The 20,615-nt window shown below is 59.5% G+C and carries 13 protein-coding genes and 5 pseudogenes; 12 read left to right on the top strand and 6 right to left on the bottom strand.

Annotated features, from left to right (window positions below; translation table 11 throughout):
* The 4 genes and pseudogenes from CV770_RS31830 to CV770_RS31815 all read left to right on the top strand — a co-directional run.
* Positions 1-230 (top strand): transposase (locus tag CV770_RS31830; protein ID WP_245453915.1); only part of this gene is annotated, 230 nt, incomplete at its 5' end.
* A gap of 206 nt (positions 231-436) precedes the next feature.
* Entirely contained in the window at positions 437-823 is a 387-nt protein-coding gene (locus CV770_RS31825) for a cupin domain-containing protein (protein WP_104465169.1), read from the top strand.
* Between the two features lie 237 nt (positions 824-1,060).
* Positions 1,061-1,141: pseudogene (locus CV770_RS31820) on the top strand (DUF3606 domain-containing protein); the annotation flags it as partial.
* Between the two features lie 189 nt (positions 1,142-1,330).
* Complete coding sequence (locus CV770_RS31815; protein WP_244622499.1) at positions 1,331-1,573, top strand: helix-turn-helix domain-containing protein; 243 nt, start codon at positions 1,331-1,333, stop codon at positions 1,571-1,573.
* A 235-nt stretch (positions 1,574-1,808) separates the two neighbouring features.
* On the opposite strand, the gene CV770_RS31810 is transcribed toward CV770_RS31815, so the two are convergent.
* Positions 1,809-2,078: an SOS response transcriptional repressor gene (locus tag CV770_RS31810; RefSeq protein ID WP_349627985.1), complete on the bottom strand. Its 270-nt coding sequence runs from the start codon at positions 2,076-2,078 to the stop codon at positions 1,809-1,811.
* A 95-nt stretch (positions 2,079-2,173) separates the two neighbouring features.
* Between CV770_RS31810 and CV770_RS31805 the strand changes: the two are divergent.
* A pseudogene (locus CV770_RS31805) lies at positions 2,174-2,906 on the top strand (transposase); the annotation flags it as partial.
* A gap of 442 nt (positions 2,907-3,348) precedes the next feature.
* The gene (locus CV770_RS31800) at positions 3,349-5,043 is read left to right on the top strand and encodes an outer membrane beta-barrel protein (RefSeq protein WP_161500047.1); all 1,695 of its coding nucleotides are present in this window, start codon (positions 3,349-3,351) and stop codon (positions 5,041-5,043) included.
* 366 nt (positions 5,044-5,409) lie between these two features.
* Here CV770_RS31800 and CV770_RS31795 read toward each other — a convergent pair whose 3' ends face one another.
* Positions 5,410-5,985 carry a hypothetical protein gene (locus tag CV770_RS31795; RefSeq protein ID WP_104465168.1) on the bottom strand — a complete coding sequence of 192 codons (576 nt, stop codon included), beginning with the start codon at positions 5,983-5,985 and terminating at the stop codon, positions 5,410-5,412.
* Positions 5,986-8,305: 2,320 nt separating this feature from the next.
* On the opposite strand from CV770_RS31795, the gene CV770_RS31785 reads away from it, so the two are divergent.
* The 6 genes and pseudogenes from CV770_RS31785 to CV770_RS42855 all read left to right on the top strand — a co-directional run.
* Positions 8,306-8,620, top strand: a complete 315-nt coding sequence (locus CV770_RS31785) for a DUF2188 domain-containing protein (RefSeq protein ID WP_245453913.1) — start codon at positions 8,306-8,308, stop codon at positions 8,618-8,620.
* Positions 8,621-8,987: 367 nt separating this feature from the next.
* Positions 8,988-9,368, top strand: coding sequence for a hypothetical protein (locus CV770_RS31780; protein WP_104465166.1), 381 nt, complete (start codon positions 8,988-8,990; stop codon positions 9,366-9,368).
* A gap of 1,591 nt (positions 9,369-10,959) precedes the next feature.
* Positions 10,960-11,226 (top strand): annotated as a pseudogene (locus CV770_RS31775) (IS21 family transposase); the annotation flags it as partial.
* Between the two features lie 710 nt (positions 11,227-11,936).
* Positions 11,937-13,073: an MFS transporter gene (locus CV770_RS31770; RefSeq protein ID WP_104465165.1), complete on the top strand. Its 1,137-nt coding sequence runs from the start codon at positions 11,937-11,939 to the stop codon at positions 13,071-13,073.
* A gap of 613 nt (positions 13,074-13,686) precedes the next feature.
* Positions 13,687-14,175 (top strand): annotated as a pseudogene (locus tag CV770_RS31765) (transposase); the annotation flags it as partial.
* A 379-nt stretch (positions 14,176-14,554) separates the two neighbouring features.
* Positions 14,555-15,110 (top strand): annotated as a pseudogene (locus CV770_RS42855) (IS66 family transposase); the annotation flags it as partial.
* A 667-nt stretch (positions 15,111-15,777) separates the two neighbouring features.
* Here CV770_RS42855 and CV770_RS31755 read toward each other — a convergent pair.
* The 4 genes from CV770_RS31755 to CV770_RS31740 form a co-directional block, all read right to left on the bottom strand.
* On the bottom strand, positions 15,778-15,993 hold the full coding sequence (locus CV770_RS31755; protein WP_104465164.1) for a cold-shock protein: 216 nt from the start codon (positions 15,991-15,993) through the stop codon (positions 15,778-15,780).
* A 2,136-nt stretch (positions 15,994-18,129) separates the two neighbouring features.
* A complete protein-coding gene (locus CV770_RS31750) occupies positions 18,130-19,164 on the bottom strand; it encodes an IS110 family RNA-guided transposase (RefSeq protein ID WP_104465173.1) in 1,035 nt (344 codons plus the stop codon).
* Between the two features lie 103 nt (positions 19,165-19,267).
* On the bottom strand, positions 19,268-19,930 hold the full coding sequence (locus tag CV770_RS31745; protein WP_104465163.1) for an amino acid ABC transporter permease: 663 nt from the start codon (positions 19,928-19,930) through the stop codon (positions 19,268-19,270).
* Positions 19,927-20,574, bottom strand: coding sequence for an amino acid ABC transporter permease (locus CV770_RS31740; RefSeq protein WP_104465172.1), 648 nt, complete (start codon positions 20,572-20,574; stop codon positions 19,927-19,929). The genes CV770_RS31745 and CV770_RS31740 overlap by 4 nt, the downstream gene beginning before the upstream one ends.
* Positions 20,575-20,615 lie beyond the last annotated feature (41 nt).

The following is a 20,615-nucleotide window of genomic DNA, read 5'->3' as shown; positions in this document are numbered from 1 at the left end:
AGGAGGACAAATCCGGCTGGTCATCGTTTCTGCGGCATCTCGTCGATCGCGGTCTCAGGGGCGTGCAGTTGGTGGTTTCCGACGCGTGCCGAGGTCTTGTCGAAAGCGTTGCGGATTATCTGCCGGACGCACGCTATCAACGCTGCATGGTGCATTTTTATCGCAATCTTCAGCCACCTGCCGTCGACCCGGGTCCGCGAGGTCAGCCACATCCTCAAGGCCATTCATGATCCGCTGAGAAGGTCAGCTTGTCAGGGTCAACCGGAAGCCCACAGCCTGCTCCGTGAATGGCGCATTTTGACCAAAGCGCCTCGGCATGTTCACCAGTTGCGCGGTACCGGCCCTCCAGTACCACCTTGCCGATAGGCGTAAATTCCGACAAGCTGGGAAGGGCAGACCCGGACAAGCTGCAGTTTTTTACAAGAGGATACTTTCCATGAAGGTCATAATCGCAGCCGCTTTGGCTTCAATGTTCGTGACTACGGCAGGTGCACAGGACTCCCCTTTTCGAAAGGAGTTGAAGCGAGGTGACCTAACGGGCACGAACATGGAAATCGTCACTAGCGCCAGCGAGATAAAGCCGGGCGAGACTGCGACGCTGCATATCCATCACGGTGACGAGTCGTACTACTTCCTTGAAAGTGGTCTTATCGAGTTACCCGATGGAAAGCAGGTGCCTATTCCGACCGGCGCCGTCGGGATGAATGTTCGGTATGTGCCTCATGGGGCTTACAAGGTGGTCGGCGACAAGACGCTGAAACTTCAGACGGTGCATATCGTCGATAAAGGCAAGCCCCTCAACGACAGGCCACCGCCTAAATAGCAAGCGAAACTGACGTCCGCTCGTGTGAAGGGTTTCGGAGGCCGGCCGCCGCGGGGGCGACGGCGCGGCATACTCGGGCGGCGGGCGTCCGAAAGCGTCCAGGGGAGGAAACCGCGCGTAATGAGCGAGGATGGCGCGGCAGGCTATGGGGATTTGATGGCTGCAGGCGAACTGGCCGATTGAGCTCGAGCCGATACGGCGAATTGCGCGCCGGTGTTATGGTCGTTGAATAAGCGCCGCTGGGCTTCCGCAGTGAAGAAGGCGGTCAAGAAGGTGGGCAGCAGCCGCAAGAAGGTTGAGCGGCGGCTCGGCCGATGAGACGCCATCGCTGTTAGGAACGAGCGCCCCCAAAAGGCAGTTCAATGACGAGTTTTGCGTGCCCTCCTTCCGCAAGACCTGTTGCCGTGACTATGTGCCCCGCCGAATGACGGTCTGGAAGGTCTGTCATCGGGCGCGTACAGCGCAGAGCACGCAAGAGCGGCGCCGCCGGGTAACGGAAACGAGGCAATGACGATGACCGAGGAAGTTAAGGTGAGCGCGATCGATACCGCGACCGGCCACCGGTTAGCGAGCGTCAAGGAGGCGTGCCGCTACGGGAAATTCTCGCACACGAAATGCTATGAACTGATCAATGCCGGGCGGATCAAGGCGAAGAAATTCGATGCCCGGACGCTGATCGATCTCGATAGCATCGACGCCATGTATGCGGCGCTCCCTGATCTGGTGCCTAATCCGGGCGCCAAGTCTTAGCGTGGCGGTACTGTCCTCATTTAACCCTAAGTGCCGCAAGTTGAATTTTGCGCGCGCCCTAATTCGCTGGCGCAGTTATCATCACGGTCAACTCATTGGAAACATAAGGGCATCGATTTTCCACCTAGATGGTCAGTCGGCCACTGCTTCTTCTACGGCGTGTCTGTCTTGATTATCTTGCGGCCTTCCTGTTTGAATCAACTCTATGCATCTGGATTTGGCACCTAGTGGCTCATCACAGTGATTTTGACGTTTTGATACCGACCATTCGAGGATCGGCAAGTTTTCGGGTGGCAGGAGAATCTCGATGCTTCGGGGAACACCGGGCTAACGGCGAATGAAGCCGTTTCGTTCGAGGGTGAGGATCATCTGGTGGGCTGACGCGGAAATGGCGCTGGATGTCGGCTTCGGCGGGCGGCTGTCCGAACATGTACGAATAGGTATGGATGAAAGCGAGGTAGTGCCCCTGCTTCTCGGTGAAGCGCGTGCCTGATTTTTCACTCATCGTTGGATTCGTCCCGGCCTCCGACAAGGAGGCAAAGGATGAATGTACGTTATCGGGTCGTATTGAGCTAAGCCGAGCGGGACGAACTGAGGGCGATGCTCGGCGGCGGCAAGCACGCCGCCCGCAAGCTGAAGCGGGCGCAGATCTTGCTGGCGGCCGATGCCGGCAGCTACGACGCGGAGATTGTCCGAACCGTCCGGGTCAGCCCTTCCACCGTCGGCCGGACCAAGCGCCGCTTTGTGGAAGGCAATCTGGAGCGGGCCTTGAGCGAGGAGCCGCGCCCGGGCGCGGAACGCAAGCTGACCGGCAAGGACAAAGCCCTGTTCGTGGCGACGGCATGCGCCAAGCCGCCCGTCGGCCGCAAACGCTGGACGCTGCCGCTTTTGGCTGACGCGATGGTCAAGCTCACCGATCACGACAGCCTGTCGGGCGAGACCGTGCGTCGCCGGCTGGCCGAGAACGACCTCAAGCCGTGGCGCAGGGACATGTGGTGCATTCCATCGGCGAGGTACGTCAGCCTGTCCCGGCGCAACCGGGACAGCGCGAGCGCTATGATTACGAGTACCGCCGCAACGGCACCGTCAATCTCTTCGTCACCTTCGACCCGCATCGCGGCTGGCGCAACATCAAGGTCACTGAGCGCCGCGCCGCCGCGGACTATGTGCCCACTGCATGCGCGAACTCGTCGACGTCTATTATCCCGACGCCGCCTGTATCCGTGTCGTGCAGGACAATCTGTCGATCCATACCGCCGGCGCGCTGTATCAAGCATTTGCGCCCGCCGAGGCTCGCCGCATCTTGCGCCGCCTCGAAGTCCATTACACCCCGAACACATGTACGCGACGATGGGAGCCGTTCGGATCACGCGCCGTGGCGGTCTACAACTACGGCAGCGTGGAAAGCGGCGCATCGATTCCGACAACTCAAGCTTGAGCGCTTTGGCTCGGTAGCCGAGGGAAACAGGGCGTTGTGGGCGTAGGCCCATGATATCGCGCGGAGCCACGTTTTGCACAGGCTGCGCTGGCTGTCGGTATTGAGACGATTGTCAGCAAATTGACGCCACGCACCGCGACGAAGGTGCCTGCAGAGCCTACGAATTCACTTCGGCACGCGACTTGCTCTCTTTGCGGCATCATCACCAATCGCAGTGTGATGGTCTTCGGGGCGGACTCGGCACGCGTCGCTGTTAGCGTCTGATCCGCCCCGACCGTTTGCTGCGCGAAGTTAAGGGCGCTCGGTTGTGGACCGAGATAATGCGGGGACGTGTCGGATGCGATCTGGAGTTCTTCTTTTGGGAGCCGCGACAATTGGGCTCGTCGCGAGCGGTGCAGCCAATGCGGCTGACCTTGAGCCAGGAGTGAAACTGCCACCGGCGGTGTGGGACTGGTCCGGAGGCTATATTGGCGGGCACGTCGGCGGCGGCTACGGCCGCACCTCCTTCAGCAATCCCTACGGTCCGTCAATCTATGGCGATGTCGTCGATACCCCAGTGTTCCTCTCCGGCGGCCAGATCGGCTACAATTGGCAGAAGGACGGCTGGGTGTTGGGTGTCGAACTGGATGCCAGCGGTGCAGTCTCCGACGGCACAAATACCTGCCTCGCGGCGTCTGGCTTTGTCGTGAGCGCAAACTGCAAGGCAGGTCCCAACGTCTTTGCCACCGGGACCGGCCGCGTCGGTTACGCGTTTGGCGCGCTGGGCCGCACGCTGGCCTATCTCAAGGGAGGCGTCGCTTGGCAAAACAATCGGGGCGACGTCGTCAACAACTTCGAAGGCGGCTGGCCACAGGAGAACGCTCATTTCGACTATGGTCGCCTCGGTGCAACCATCGGGCTGGGCATCGAGCAAGCGCTTACGCCTGCATGGTCGGTCAAAGCTGAGTATGACTATCTGCATTTCGGCGGGCCGAGCGTCGTAACGCCTCCGACGGTGCAGGATCCGCCGTTCGCGATTCTTCCGGCGAACACAACGGGCCTGTCCAGCAACTATCACATCGGAAAGATCGGGTTGAACTACCATTTTGGCGCCGACCCATGGACGGCGCAATGGTCCGATGCGCCGCTGTACGCGAAAGCACCCGCGGGCGCGCCGATTGCTTACACGGCCGGTTGGTCGTTCGAAGGCGGATCGCGGCTCTGGCTCAGCCGGGGACGCTTCCAATGGGACGCCAGCGCAGTGCCCTATGGCGGCCTGGAAGACCCCAGCACGCTAATGTCGCGGCTCACCTATCACGGGCTCGACGGACTTTCCGGAGAGCTATTTGGCCGTGTCGACAGCCCATGGGGAGTGTTCCTGAAGGGCAACATCGGCCTTGGGCGCTTCAACAAAGGAAAAGATAACGATGAAGATTGGGGCCTCCCGCCCTATATCAACACGATATCAGGCCAGGCAAACGGGAGGTTCACCTACTACACGGCCGATGCGGGTTACGATTTCCTGCGCGCCGCCAACTACAAGCTTGGGGGATTTATCGGCTGGACCTACTACGAACAGGGCTCCGACTCGAGGGGCTGTGTACAGATCGCCAACCCAATGGCTACATGCTTGTCCCCCGGCAACGACACGGTCGTTGGCAGCCAGAATACGCAGTGGAATGCACCTCGTGTCGGCTTGAGCGCCGAAACCATGCTGACCGAGCGTTGGCGTTTGAGTACGGACGTCGCTTACTTACCCTGGACCGATTTCAAAGGCCGTGACAATCATCTCTTGCGCACGACGACCACCTTCGCTGAACAACGGGGCAGTGGTGGCTGCGGCGTCCAGGTCGAAGGCGTGCTGTCCTACTTCATCACCAAGAACTTCAGTGTCGGCGTCGGCGGGCGCTATTGGGCAATGTGGACCGAAAAGGACAGTGAAGTGAGATGCACAGGCTGTCGTGGTCCGGGAAACATCAGTAGGGCACAGTTTTCGAAGTACAGCATGGAGCGGTGGGGTACGTTCTTTCAGGCGTCCTATAGGTTCGATTGAAAAGATCACACCTCCAGCCAAGCTCCAGGCCCGATGCTAAGAAATGCCGCGCATCGAGTAAGGATCATCAGCCATGTCCTTACCGGCCGCGGCCGTTATGCAACGAGCAGTTCGATCTCGAGCGCATCATCATGTGGACGTGCGATTCGATACCTACCGCATGTTTCCCTCCCTCACCAAGCGCGCATCTGATCGGTGACCGTCCCCCTGACCGTCGCGCCACATCCGGAAGGAAGGTGGTGTTCTCGCGACAGTCGATGACGCCGACGAAAGCGATGTCGGCGCGGTGGTGAAACGCCATCAGCTCGATTTCCTTGCTGACGTCGCCGACGCGCCACGCCTAGAGCGCCAAATCGCCGAACTTGCCTACCTTTGCTCGGCTGCTTGTTGTAGTACCCACGAATGTGCCAGTCCGCGGCCATCAGAAGACCGGCAACATGTCGGCATGTAGGCCGCGCGCGATGATCTCGCATCCCTTGTCGTGACGCTGGCGCCATGTGTCGGCGTAGCCGCCGCGCTCGCCCGCGACCCATTCGGATCGCGCTCCATCGAATGCCCGATCGCTACGAGGTTGACCGCGCGTATCAGGTGCTCCGCCTGGGCCAGGAAGTGCGCGGGCCAATATATCGCGATTTCCATCCGGGTGACGTCGCTGTAGCTCGGAAGCAGCCGCGCCCATTTCTGCATGCGCTGCGTCTTTTCCAGTTCGGTTTGCTCCTGCTGCGCCAGCAGGCCCTCCCATTCATAGACATAGGCGGGCCACGCGCTGCTGTAGCCAGCGATCGCGCGCATCGGCAGCATGCGGAGCCTTCGCATCGCCTCCGACAGCCGCTTGCCGACATGCGGACCGTCCCAGACCGACGGGGCAATGTCCTCCATCACGGCGTCCTCGAGCGGGTTGAACTTGGGGAGAGCGTCCTGCCGGGTCAGAATGCAGTCCATGTTTTACCTCCCGTTCGGCGCATAGAGCTTGCGAACAAGCCTCTCACGATGCGCCTGTTGCTTCCGTGTTTGTCGATCAGTGTCGGCTGCAGACAACAGCCCATGCTCCAGCTTGTGGCAGTCAGCGCAGACTGCTTCCAGGTCTTCGAGGCGCTCGCGAAAAAAGTCGCTCATAGGTATCCGCGCGCTTTTCTCGCCCAGCTACCGGGCAGCATCCTGCCACCGACGGCCGCTCTGCGCCAGCGTACAAGCGATCACCGACGAATAGCAGCAGATCGCGCCGGCGTATGAGCAGTAGCTGAAGATGAGCAAAAACCAGCGTGTCGGATTGAGCGCCATAAACCTTGGTATCGTTCGGGCCCCTCTTTAGATGCCCGACGTTTGCCAAGGTTCAATTGAGCCGCTGATCGCGATCGTCTTAGCTGCGGTACGAGGCTGGCTGGAGCGGACATCTCATTCGTCATCGCCGGGTTCGGCCGCTGATTAGCTAGTCAGGAGGTCGCGGATTCTGTTTTTCGTAGGAATGGCAGTCTTAGCCGAGGCGTGGCTAGAGGCGCTCATGGAACCTTTCGAGCTTACGTGGTGCGAGTTCGAATATCAGCGGGTCCTCAAACAGCTCGAGAGAGGGAGGCGCGGGGCGACCTAGGGGCCACAGCTGCGTCCCTCACGTAGGAGCCCGTCGGTTGCTCCGGGGGCTTCCCCTTCAAACATCCCCGGTTCGAATCCAGTTGGGCGAGCCATTGCGGACGGCTCCGGGCCGAGCCCATTATCTTAGCGAACGGTAAAGCTTCTCGCGTCGCTTGCGTAGCTTGTCAGAGCCGATCAACTGCTCTGAGATCTCGCGGAACAGCCCAGTCTCATCCCACCTCTTTGCATCCGCGTCACGGCGTTCTCGGCTTGCTCAAATGTGGGACGCTCTCCAAGTAACCACTGCTTCGCGGTTGAGCTATCCCACTGCATGGCTTCTGCTCGTGAGCCCGGTAGTGCTCTTCGCTTCTCTATGAAACTTAGCATCACCGCAAAGTTTTCCTCGGCAATTGGCCGGTCAGCTAGCGCGATCCAGAGCAATCCGATTAGGCCGCGCCTCGCCCGACTCATCACGGAGAGATGTTCATTCACCTCCGGCTTTTCGTACGTGACGAACTGCCGCAAGAACTGTATCGGTTGACGAATTCGCACGCCCGTGTGGTGGTCGTACATCTCTCGGATCCTATCTGCTCGAAACGTCCGGTTATCTTTAACGCGAGAGCAGTAGGCTAGAATGTAGTTCGACCGTCGTCCTGCGTTACGTCCAAAATAGTAAGGACGCGCTCGGAAGCGACCCCATCCCCATTCACGTAGTCTATTCGGTAAGCAGGCCCAGGAACGGAGCCCAAAGGCGGAAGCGGCTCATCAGGCATTTCGCGCACATTCATGGAAGCCGTTACAGTAAGCCCACCAGCTTCGAACGTATCACTTGACGTCTCGACGCAGCCATCATCGGAGGCGGAGTTTCGCCGTCTCGACTAAGCGAAAAGAACTACGGCCGCGCCCAATAGAACCAGCAGACCTACAAGCTCATAGCTCACTGCCCAACTCTCCCCATCCCATCGGCCCGCGCTTCCAGCGTGACTGCGCGCGCTTGGATGTGAAGTAAACGCGAGGATATGCCCCTAAAAGGTGCCTAACTCACAATTTAGTCGCATGCTGACGTGGTCGCAACTTGAGGGCGCGATCGGGCCGGCTGAGGTGCTGGGAACGCAGTGGATACCTGACACGCAGATTGGCATGCGTTGGCAAGACCTTGAACTGTCTGCTATCGACCGTGGCGAGAAAAGCATGGCGTGACCGTCCCGAAGCCAATCCGCCGCCTGATCGAGCTGGGCCTGAAAGTGCAGCCCAAGTGAGGCCAAGTGAACCTCCCTGGTTGAGGAACTCGTCGAGAGCGACGAGCCACCGACCGAAGTCGTCGCTTTCCGCTATAGCGGCGTCAAATGGAATGAGACTGAGACGCCGCGCCAACTCGCGATGGCCTGATACGAACGCTTGCCGCCGGCTTGCCTGCGGCAAGCAGGCGCGGCGCGGCAATCGGCTGCTTCCTTGAACTCACGACCACGGAAGATACAGCGCGGCGAACAGCACCAGGCCGATTAGAATGCACGCCCACGCGATTGCTAGCGCCTTATCCATCGGCCGATTCCCCCAATCTCCTCGGCCGCGCGCCTGGCTCTGAGCGGTCCTTGGCAAGCCGACGCGCGCTTCAGGTCCACCATCGAGCGCTCAGCCTGGTACACAAATGTGTACTGCAAGAGGCCAGCTCGGCCCCCATCCAATCCGGTAGTTGAGGCGACCGCGTCAGGTTGCAAACTCCCTCCCGGCGTGGACACGCGTTTCCAGAACCTGGGGAGAAAGACCTTTATGGCTCGTATTCAACATATCGTTCACACTCCACAATGACGAATGGACGGTCGTCGTAAATGGCAAGCACTCCGCCCCATACGCTACTCAGAAGGAGGCAATCCGCGCCGCGGTCGATGCCGCCCACGCGGACGGAAAGGCAGGGCATGACGCTCAGGTTCTCGTTCAAAGGGAAAACCACCAATTTAGAATCGGATGGACATATGGCCACGACCCATACCCCCCACCAGCCGGCTAATCGCGGACCACATGAGATCGGCGCCGACCAATCCTGGTAGGTGCCTTGCAGTCCTTCTCCGCGATACTTGGTAGCACCCTTTGGGAGTTCAGCCTCTCGGGGGCCGAGTGGCCAGCCTTGCTAACTCCGAGGGCGACGGCTGGTCGGCAACGACAGTGCTTTCGGGGCGTGAGCACCGAATCACGTCCGCGCTGGACGTTTTTCTCAGCTTTGATGGCGCGGCCGTCCATACATCGAGGATCAGCCGCGCCCTTTGGCGAGCCCCGGGCTAGGCCCGAAGTAGTCGATTGGCCTTCGGGTAGCTATCGCGCGCGCATAGGTCGAGCATAAACTCCCCTGTGAGCACCAAAAGAATGGAGCATCTCCAATGAACATCGATCTCGCGGCGGTGCTTACTAAATTTCAGAACATCTCGCCCGGCGCCTTTATCAAGCTCGATATCTCAATTGAAGGCAGATCAGTCGGCATTTTGGTAGAGGACGGCCACGGCAACCAGGGCATCGTTACCTTTCCCGCCACGCCCGCCCCACAACACCCAATCGCGTGGCATCAGCAGGGCGGAATATCACACCGAACACTTATCCACTTTCCGACCGCGCTTCGGAGGCCGGCGCTGCCGTGCCAGGTTCTGCAGCGGGCGTGCCCTTGGTCTGCGTGGGGAACAAGGCGTTCGTCGCAGGTCAACAAGATCGGCATCATCGTGAATACTTCAACATCGATACGGGCAAAGCCGAAAAGGTGGCTTTAGATGACGTGGTGTTGTTCACGGAATGGGCCGTGGGGCATGTCGTCGATGGAAAATTCGAAGAAATCTACAGATACCCTCTGCCTGGTACTTCTTAAAGAGGAGCGGCAAGCCGCTTGAAGTCCCCCGCGTTTCGAATCCGCTGAATCTGTACCATCGGTGCGAGCTGGAATCACTGCTTCCAATCACAGTCAAAGGAAACCTGATATGATCCCTATTTAGGAGTCCTTTATTCGAGCGATAAAGTTGCTAGACGGACCAAAACCGACCGAGCAACGAGCTGAAATCGTCGCCCACCTGGATACTATTATAGACTATGCACGCGACGATGCCGAGGAGCGCCTAGCCCATAGTTTCAAAGTGATGGCCCTGAATCACCTCGACAGTATCGGTCGAGATACGTCGACTATTGTGAAGGAAAAAATGGAGCTGGCTCTGATCGCCACCGAAGAATTGATTATAGCTATCGTCGAGCGCAACCGGCGGGGAATAAGATCCGAACGATGTCCATGCCGGAACTTTGCAACTGGGCAATACGTCGGCCGGTGGTCGCGATCAGATAAGCATGAGCGATGACGACCTCCACCAAAGACATGCACGCAGCGCCATCGGACCAAGCAATAACCTTCAAAGTCACGGCCGGCGCGTGACTGGAAGCCCTTCGATCGAGGAGTTCATGGTCTACTTGTTATCGAGCCCGACGGGAATATAGTGCACTGCGTAAGGCGATTTGCGCTGATGAGGAAGCGGCTAAGCAGCGAGCACGGCAATTAGCCGAGACCAACAGGGTCGCGCTTTGGCAGCTCACTCGCAAGATTGCGAGCTATCCGTCACGCGCGAACTGAGGCGCTTAGTTTGCGCGATCCTCGCTCTTACCCTTTGCCATGGCGTTTGGCCCTCACAGATAAGATCCCGGTCTCTCGGCGCCGGCGCTTCAGGTCTTCCTTGTAAAAATTCACCGCCAGATGGATCATCGTTCCGGCGCGATCCGATCGTTGATATCTAGGGGGACTGCGTTCTCATCATCTGGTTCATCTGGTGCCATCGCGCGGCCCAACCTGCGCACCAACCCAAACTTAGCAGTTGCGCGTTGAGATCGTCGCAGATCTCTATCGGGCCGATCGGATCAACATCGCCCATTTTCGAGAGACCAAGATCCCGAGGAGAATTGCCACCTCCATGCCATCCAAGCTTGTACCCCTCCCGCTCCAGCAGACCACTTCCGTGCAAGGCGGCGGCGATCCCGATCGTTTCCGGATCCTTTCAGAAGGTATCCGCTACCGTCAGAAACACGCCAAGGGCGTCTGTCGTCTCTTCGCTAAATTCCGGATAGTCCCACCCATAGGCCTGCGCAGCGTCCGGCGGGATGTCCACACTTGCTGCGTAATCTGAGCAATTTGCGCAGCGTGATAGTTCGAGCGTGCCATCGGGCCGCGCCGCTAAACGCCCTTGGCGCAAGGCATATCTGACCGCACCTTCACTGCGGCCTTCCGCCCTTGCGAATTCCCTTCGGCTCGGCCCTGGTTCAGCGACGAGATCGCCGATCTCGGCAGCAAAGATGCCGCTATGCAGATGGCCCGCACGCGGTGCATCGAACACCAAGGTCGCGGTCATCAAGGCGTACCTCTACGACCCGCAGATCAATCGCACCTATGCGGAGACGGCCGCGCATTACGGCACCGCCGTCTTTGCCGGCGCGGCCGCGCAGCCGCGCGACAAGGCCGACGTCGAGCAGGCTGTCCTCATCGTCGAGCGCTGACTGCTCGGCCGCCTGCGCCACCGCGTTGCGATCGGCGAGTTGCTCACCAGGCTCAACGAGGAGCGGCCGATCCGGCGGCTCGGCGTGACGCGCCGCCGGGTTACTCGAGCTTGCACCCCAGATGATGTGCGCCTGCACGCGCCCCATTCGGATCAGACAACGCGGAACATTGCCCAGCAACTGGTCCTGGCTGATTTCTCGAGCGCTTTGCGTAGCGTAATTGCGCCTGTGGCATCGAGACCGACGACGTGGAATGTGTTCCGAGATCGATGCCGATTGTGACAAGGTTCGTATTCGACATGGCTTGCGCTCCTGCTGCTGCCCCGCCGGGCTCCCTCCACGTTGCCCCTGAGAGCGGGCGTGGTCCATGCCATTAACTCACGACTATGCTTCGCACCATCGCCTCTCGACGTTTGGTCGTCAAAGGCGCATTCTTGTGGACGTCCATCTAGTCTCTGCTCGGAACACTGAAGCTTCGCAACCTCAGCTTCCTCGGTTCAGACCAGATGGACAACCTCCTGAAACACCACATCTAGGGATCGCACCCGCAGTGACGCACGCCGCGAACTCAGGTCCACGGTCCGATAAGCTCATACAGGGTCGATCACGGCCGAATGCTACGGGCTGGTGGAGACGATCGAGCCCGGCGCGTGAGAAAGTTGGACAGACCAGAGTCTATGCGCAGTGACCTGAAAGCCCCCCTCATGTTTAGCGGGTGGACTCGTCCGTTTCGATCGTCCTAACATGACGCCAGGCTGTGCAAATTACCTGCGCGCTGCGCTCGCCAACAATTGCCTCCGGAGTTCCTAAAAATGTCTGCCGATCGGCCGGCCACGCGGCTCGCGACGCGTCTTGCATTTTTTGTCGCTGGTTTTGGTATGGCTGCCTGGGGGCCGCTGGTGCCGTTCGCGAAGGAACGACTGGCGGTCGAAGAGGGCGTTCTCGGTTTTCTGCTGCTGTGCCTAGGTTTGGGCTCGGTTCTCGCGATGCTTTTGACCGGCTTGTTGAGTGCGCGCTATGGCAGTAAACCGATCATCCTGATCGGTGGGTTCAGCCTTACACTCATCCTTCCTTGGCTGGTTGTTGCCGGTACGCCATGGGCGCTCGGGGCCGCGCTGGTCGCCTTCGGCGCCTCGCTCGGCGCGATCGATGTCGCTGCGAATATCTGTGCGGTCGAGGTGGAACGTGCAGCTAAGCGTCCGCTGATGTCCGGGTTTCACGCGCAATTCAGCATCGGCGGCTTTGCCGGTTCCGCCGCGATGAGCATATTGCTTTGGTCGAATGTTGGTGCTTTTGCATCAACCCTGATCTGCGCGAGTTTCATGGCAAGCGTCATGGTGCTGACTTGGTCGCGATTGCCCCAAAGAGCGCAGGCTCAGCGAGGGGCGTTGTTCGTCATGCCGCATTCCATTGTGGTGCTGCTGGCGGTATTAGCAGCGATCACGTTTCTTATTGAGGGAGCCATACTCGACTGGAGCGCCTTGCTGCTGGTGGACCGTGGCCTTGTACCCAAAGCGCAGGGTGGACTCGGCTTCATGCTGTTCTCCATTAGCATGACCGTTGGGCGCCTCGGGGGCGATTCCGTCGCGTCGCGCGTGGGCGACCGCGCGACACTGGTGGTCGGCAGTCTGATGGCCGTCGCGGGTTTCGCGCTTCTGCTGGCGGCCCCAGGCGCCCCCCTCGCGATGGCAGGTTTCCTGCTCATTGGTCTTGGTGCATCGAACCTGGTTCCCATTCTCTTCCGGAGGGCCGGCACTCAGAAGGTAATGCCTGCAGGTTTAGCGGTTGCCGCGATCACCACGGTTGGCTATGCGGGACTCCTCGTTGGACCGGGGTTCGTCGGTTTCCTCGCCAACTTCGCAGGGTTGCCGAGCGCATTTGCGATGTTAGCCGTACTCATGTGTCTGGTCACCCTGTCGGCGCGCAGCGTCACCATAGAGGCGCGGTGACATCAACGCGGCGGCGACGCGCGCAGCTCGGCGGATGGTGGCCCAAGCGAGCGCCTTCCTCCGCCTTCTGATTTCCGGCCGCTAGGACGGCATGGTCTTGCTCGATAGCGGCTCGATCGGCGATCGAACCGGTTGCGAGCCGATCAGGCAGTTGTCCGACGCTGATGATGCCGAAGGCGCGTCGGCTCAAGTTGAGGGCCTTCGCGCTAAACTCCCGAGATTTGTTCGGACCCGATTATTGGCTCCTCAGTGTTGGCTCTTCACGTCATCATGGAACGGGTCCGCTTTTCGGCTCGGTCGACGTGGCATTCAGTCAGGCGGTGTCTGCCAAAGAATGTTGCGGACCAAGAAGTCTAGGAGCTTGAGGTGCCTGTAAGAACCTGGCGTCCGGTGCTGTCCTAGTTAGGACGCTCGCAACCGGGAATCAGGACGGGCCATGCTCGTCGGAAAAGCTAGCAATTCCTGACACCGGTGTTAGCCTTGGACCCATCGGGTCACGTCCCCGACTCATCCTAGGATGACTGGCCTCAGCACCGACCTCTAGCAGGCCGCTGAAAACCGTGCCGACCGGCGATCATGATTCATTGGCTCCGATGAGATTCGGAGATGGTGCGTGCGGGGCGGCGACAATCGAACGGGCGAGCTGTTTAGCTACGTTGACCTGGAGGCGCGGGTGCGGCGTGATCATCCCCTGCGAGCGATCCTGACGATTGTGAACGAGGCCCTGTCGGCGCTTGAGCTTGAGTTTGCCGCGCTCTATTCGCCGATTGGGCGGCCGTCGATCCCGCCGGAGAAGCTGCTGCGGGCGATACTTGTTGCCGACGTTTTATTCCAAACGCTCGGAGCGGCTTCTGATGGAGCGGCTGGAATATGACCTGCTGTTCCGCTGGTTCGTTGGGCATCGGCCTCGATGACGCGGCTTGGGACCATTCGGTGTTCTCCAAGAACCGCGACCGGCTGCTGGAAGGCGACATCGCGACCAAGTTCCTGGCGGCGGTGCTGGCGCAGCCTAAGGTGAAGAAGCTTCTGTCGAGCGATCACTTTTCAGTCGATGGCACGCTGATCGAGGCGTTGGCCTCGATGAAGCGTGAAGCCCAAGGACTCTTGCCCTGATCGATTACCCGCTCACTGCGGTGGATCGCGGCTGGCGAAGATCGGTTAGGATGTCACCAAGACGTTGGAGGAGGGCCCAAGCCGGTTCAAGCTGATCGACGGGACGCGAGAAGTTCACTAGCCGCGATTGCGAGAAGATCAGCCAGCGGCCGGCGCCATTCCACGCCAAGTAGGGACACGGACCTGCCGCACTACTGAATTGCCGCCTGAGAGCGGGCGTCCCGCCCTTTGGTTCCCGCGCTCCGCGCATAGCGGCCATGAACACGGATGGTTGAGGCGTGATTCGCGCCTCCTCCGCTCCACTCGCCCAGTACCTACCCAATTCTAAACGATGGGAGCGATGATCGCGCGGCTTCATGACAAGCGTGGGCATGCATATCCTGCTCAACCGCCAGAGTGCGCGTTAAGTGCGAGGGGATCGACCTGCCGTTATTGACGCTGCCGACTAGGTCGGCCGCGGGATCTTCGCCGTCATGCCGCTCTTCCACTTGATCGAACGCCATGTGCTCGCGGCCGAGCGCCATCATGGCGATGACACCACCATCCGTATCTTGCATCCCCTGAAGCATCTGGCCGCTACGCCTTGTCCTTCCGATTGCTACACGAGCCGCTGCTCGACCCGCAGAAGAAGGTGCTGCCGATCACCCCAGCGTTTTGCTTTGCCCATACGCCCGGGGCTTCTTCGAGATGGCTGACATCGAGAAGATGCTCCAGATGGTAAGAAGGGCGGTCACTCCGATCGCGCCGGAGGCGGTTAGACGCCTCGATGCGTTGTTCGAGATCGATCGCGCCATCAATGGCCGCGACGCCGACGAGCGGCGTGTCGTGCGCCAGGAAAGAGGAAGCCGCTTTGAAGAGTTGGTTTTCACTCATTGTTGGGTTGCGGCTCTTTATGACACAAAAGCCCACGACAGGAGCCCTGAACAGCCGGAGCTTCGCAGCCGCGCCACCTGATCGCCCTTGCGCAGCTTGGGCGAGAATACGTGCAGATGGCTCTGGGGCAGCCCGCTGCGCGCCATCTCGGCCGCGTTCTGGTTGCCGCCGGTCGCGGTACTCTTGCCGATATCGGCCAGCGCCTGCCGGCCAGCAAGTTGCTACCGCTCGTCCGCTTCTCTGCACCGTGCACCCGCAACGAGCAACACGGGTCCCAGCACCGCGCCAACCGCAGCGATCGAAAACCGTGTTTCTGAGCGTTCTAGCGTATCGCACTCTCCAGGAATTGCACTGGTCCGCACCTCATTTAGAATCGATAGCCGCAATCACCTCGATCTCGACCAGGAATTTGGGATTGGCGAGGCTTCGGAAAGTACCACAACCGGCAACATGTCGAACCTATCTCATTTGGTAGCACCTGCTCAATCGGGATCGCTTAAGCGGATATGCATGGGCGAGCTTGGCAGTCTGCTCGGCATTGACAATGAAGATCATCCATATCGATCAGCTTAGCGTCGCGCTTCCGCGCGCGAGCTCCGTCGCAAACGTCCATGACTTGGTTACTGATTCCCGCGACTGAACTTATGCGTCGTCCATTATGGCCTTTGCGCTACGAATCATATGTAAGGTGCGCGCCCGCAGCAGGATGCGCGATATTTCAATCGGTCAGCTTGACCTCGACGGCTCTGTACTTCGAGCGGTGTTTATTGAAACGAATGCCGAAAGTCACGCGCGTGCCCGACACCAGATCAGCCCCTGCGCAGTCACGCAGGTCCGATATGTGCACGAACAAATCCTTGCCGTCGCCATCGTCAGGCTGAATGAACCCCCAGCCCTTTTCAACGCTGTACGATACTACCGTTCCCGTGTGCATGTTTGCTCCAAGGTCTTGAGCGTTGATATCGGCACCTGCTACACCGGAGCTGCGGGTGCACTTTCCGTCTCGAACGAGGGACTCGTGGACTGTGCGTCTGCTCTCCCGGAGGTGAAACTGATGCTGTGCTAATTGCCTGCCTTCTTGGTGCCCTCATCCGATATGGCGGCGGAGCCCGCCCCTAACATCACCGCATCTGAGCATTCGGTAATGCCGCCCAGAACTGAGCAAGGGTCGTGCCGAATCGAGAATTGGACGTTCTGCAGGCGCTTCGTAGCGGGCTACAGGGCCAAGTTGATCGTTTCGGTCTGAAAACTGATGGGTCGACGGGTCAGTGTCCTTCCCTGCTGGTACCGCCGACTTCGGACCAATACAGGCTCACGCCCGCGTTTGTCCGATCGCGGGGGCACCGACACGTCCGGACGGTTTGCGACAAGCGGCGGCATTCGCCATTGGCAGAGGTGACCTAGGATTTGAGGGCCAGAAGCAGCGTCTCGCTCGACAGCTGTTGCGCTGTTGTTGTAGCCGTCGGCGTGGTGCGGAATGGTGATGCTGCGGGTGACGGTCTCACTGCTGTTGCGCTGATTTCGGCGAAGATCGTATGCATGACTGCCGATTACCGAGCGCCTCTTCAGCTGGCGGCCGTTCGCTTGAACCATTTCCTCGGTAGGCCAATGTGGTAGCCGCGTCTGCGAAGCTCTGCCTCGGATCTATTGAGTGTTTCGCAGATCGATTTCACAGGCGCGCCCGCTTCAAGAAGCTCGCGCAGCAATTCGTCTTCTCTTTTCGTCCATCGACGAGGGCCGAGAGCCAACTTCAATCCGACCTCTTAGATTCGATTTCAGGCCGGTTCTGGAGAACAGTGCTATCCGCCAGCGTGGCCTTGCGTAGGGGCCCTGCCTGTCCCAGGCATCGGATCGGCCTCAAAAAAAATCGCAGGCGAGGCGTTCCCTGAAAAGCTATACTTGGCATAGCCTAGGTGTTCCCGAGTCCTCTGCCAACGAGATTTTGGCGCGATTGAAATCCACCCAGACCTGGCGGGCGACTTGGCGACGGTTGGTTCTCCTTTGAGAAGCTCGCGCAATCACTGACGAGCTTTTTCTTTTGTTTTCCGGTACATGGAAGAACGATTCGCCCGGTGGCGAAAACTCCTACTTCGAACGAACGGCCATGTATCGATGTGAGCGCGTCGCATTCTCCGCGCAAGCGTGGCGCGCCACGCGCACAGCCGGCGGGCCGCAACGCGCGCGTGCAAAAAAAATGTTCGCTGTCTTACGACCGTCAGCGCCTGCCCCTGACAATCGTTCGCTTTAGATCAGTCAAAAGCTGCGCAGCAGAACAGGGACGGAAGTTGACTGGTCATTCTTTGCCCCGCACAAGAGAGATAATTGGCACTTTGCCAGGAGAGGCTTGCGAACGTGGTGGAAGTCAGCTGCTCGCCCAAAGTCTTCCTAGACGACGGGTCTTGGTCGCACCTTGACTCGCTTGCGAGCCGGTCCGCCGAACAACTACGCTATAGATAGGTATTCGGGCGCCACAGCGTGAATCAGCATTCGGGGCAGCATCTATTCTAGACCAGAGGAGGTCAGGCCATGTCCGACTCGCTCCAACGCCCAATCTTGCCCAGTCAATAGAAGCGTCAAATCTACGCTGATCGCATGATCCATACTACGGGTCCGAAGAACATCAACATTCTACAACTTGCCTGGATATTGGGTTCAAGCGCAGCTGCGTGTGTCTATGCGCCAGAACCGGCGTAAACTTACGGCTGCTATCCCCAGGTCCGGCTTGCGGCGCCAGCGGACCAACACGGCAATCGCAATGTCCGCCGGGGGCATTTACAACGGACCCATCGGGATTTTCGGCTAAGCCGTGTACTCATCTGTGGACGCCCCGCCAGATGCAAGCGGTTTTTGAGGAAGATTGGCACGTAGTCGGATGCTGCCATCTGTCCGGCCTCTAGTGCAGCGATGGAGCTGCGGGCCCGTATGGGAGTTCGCGGACCGGAACCAAATCATAAATGCGTGCTCTAGGCACGATGAGTACATCTGGTTCTTCTGGCCCCGTCTCGCCGACTGTTGCGCCATACTTTCCTTCCGACCGACTACACCTCTGACGACCTCAGGCCCACCAAGATCACGCCTTGGCTGCGACCGGAGCCCTGTATTTTTCCTGCTTTACAAGTAGCGCCCAGACGATCCGCGCCATCTTGTTGGCGAGCGCGATGGTCACCAGCATGCGCGGTTTGCGAGCCAGCATCTGTTCGAGCCAAGAACCCCTTGGCGCGTCGCGTTTGCTTGCCTGTTGCACGACGGCGCTGCTGCCGATGATGAGGAGGCGCCTGAGCGTGCGTTCGCCCATCTTGGATGTCGCGCCGAGTTTCTGCTTGCCGCCCGTCGATCTTTGAAGGGGCGTGAGACCAAGCCAGGCCGCGAAGTCACGACCTTTGGCAAAAGTCTCGGCCGGTGGTGCTAAAGCGGCGATCGCGGTGGCGGAGATTGGGCCGATGCCAGGAACGGTCATCAGCCTGCGCGATACTTCGTCCTCGCGAGCGCGTCGCGCGATCTCCTTGTCGAGATCCGCGATCTTGCCATTGAGGTCGGTCAGCAGGTCCAACATCAATCGGAACATGGCGTGGGCCGCTTTGGGAAGCGAGCTGGCCATCTCTTCTTCCTCGATCAGGTCGGTAAGCATCGCCACGTGCGACGGCCCCTTGGGTGCGATCCAACCATATTCAGTGAGGTGTCCCCGGATCGCGTTGATGAGCTGCGTTCGCTGCCGCACGAGTAGGTCACGGGTCCGAAACACCAGACCCGCCGCCTGTTGCTGTTCGCTCTTCACGGCCACGAACCGCATGCTCGGCCGCTGCGCTGCTTCGCAGATCGCCTCGGCATCGATCGCGTCATTCTTTTGCCGCTTCACAAACGGCTTTACGTAGGCGGGAGGGATCAGCCGAACTTCATGGCCAAGCTGGGCGAGTTGACGGGCCCAGCGATGGGCTCCGCCACATGCCTCCAGAGCTACCGTGCAACTCGGCTGGGCTGCGAAGAAATCCAGCAGCTTTCCTCGGCTGATCCGTTTGCTGAATATAGCTCGCCCTTTCCCATCTGCTCCATGAGCGTGGAAAACATGCTTGGCGATATCCAGACCGATTATGATAACCTCTGACACGGACGCCTCCCTTAAGTGGTGCTCAACACCTCCACTTTGGCACATCGATGCCGTCGGGCGGGGCGTCCACCCCATCATAAATCGGGACGACCGGGACCGCCCTTCAGTATCGTAGACGGCGTTCGATGGCACTTGCCAGCGCGGTCAACGAGTAGCAGATCACAAAGAACACGCTCAGCACTCCCAGATAGATCTCGATGGCGTGTGAGCCTCCGGCTCCGACGTACGCTAGTCTTTCGATCATTTGGCGCGCCGATCCCAAGAGATCCGACACGCCGACGACAGACGTCAGTGCGCTCGCCTGGACGAGAACGGTGAGCTGGCCGACGTAGGGCGGCAACGCACGCCGAAATGCCTGCGGCAGAATGACGAACACAAGCGCCTCGGTTGCGCTCAACCCAAGCGCCCGGGCACCCTGCTCCTGACGGCATGGAATTGAATTCAAAGCGCCACGGAATACCTCGCCGATATTTGCCCCGCCCCACAGTCCCAGTCCGATGATTGCGGCCGTGAGTGGGCCGGTGCGAAGCCCAATCTGAGGAAGGGCGAAGAATACGAAGAGGAGGATCATAAGTGACGGCACGCCACGAAGGACCTCGACGTAAAGACGCCCGATCAGGCGCGCGAAACTGAGCGTGGTTCGCGACAACGCCGCGATCAGGAGTCCGAGAGCCGTCGCTAACAAGACGGTAAGCAGGGAAATCCACAGAGTAATGAGAAGACCCTGACCAAGATAAACAGCGACGGGCCAAATCCAGTTGCTCATTTGACCACTCCCAGTCCTGGAATCAACAGCCTGCGCTCGAGCGCCCGGGATGCTTCGCTTAGGATGCTGCAGATGAGCAGATACATCAGGCAAGCAATGCCGAAGGTCTCGAACACCTTGAAGGTATCTGACACGATCCGGTTAGCGACGTAGGTTAATTCCTGATAGCCGACGACGATCATAAAGCTGGACGATCTGAACTGCGTGATCGCGGTGGTCGTTGCGCCGGTGATCGCGATGCGCAGCGCAATCGGGAGGGTGACGTCAAGAAAGGTCTGGAAGGCCGGCAAGCCAAGAGCGCGAGCCGCCGTCACCTCGCCTTTCGGTACAGCTTCGAATGCGGCCCTGAAGACTTCCGTCTGATAGGCGCCGCCCCACAATGCGAGCGCGAGCCAGGAGGTCTCGAATGGCGTCAGACGAATCCCGATATCGGGCAGCGCGTAGAATAGCAGGAAGATCTGTACGAGGAGCGGCGTGCAGCGAAATGCATTCACGAACCCGACAATTGCTATGTTGGCCACCGGGACCCGTGCATAGCGTATTGCCCCCAGTACGATCCCGATCCCAATTCCGAGCAGGATGCCGATCGCGCTGATGAGGAGGCTGTTGCCAAGCCCTGCCAGCAGCTCGGTTACCTCTTTCATGAGATCGCTCTGCACGATCCGCACTTCCACTCAAGCCGAAT

Origin of the sequence: Bradyrhizobium sp. AC87j1 (genome assembly GCF_002936975.1) — a bacterium.
Taxonomy (GTDB): domain Bacteria; phylum Pseudomonadota; class Alphaproteobacteria; order Rhizobiales; family Xanthobacteraceae; genus Bradyrhizobium; species Bradyrhizobium shewense.
The sequence above is the reverse complement of the archived record's forward strand: the minus strand, read 5'-3'. Positions and strand labels throughout refer to the sequence as shown.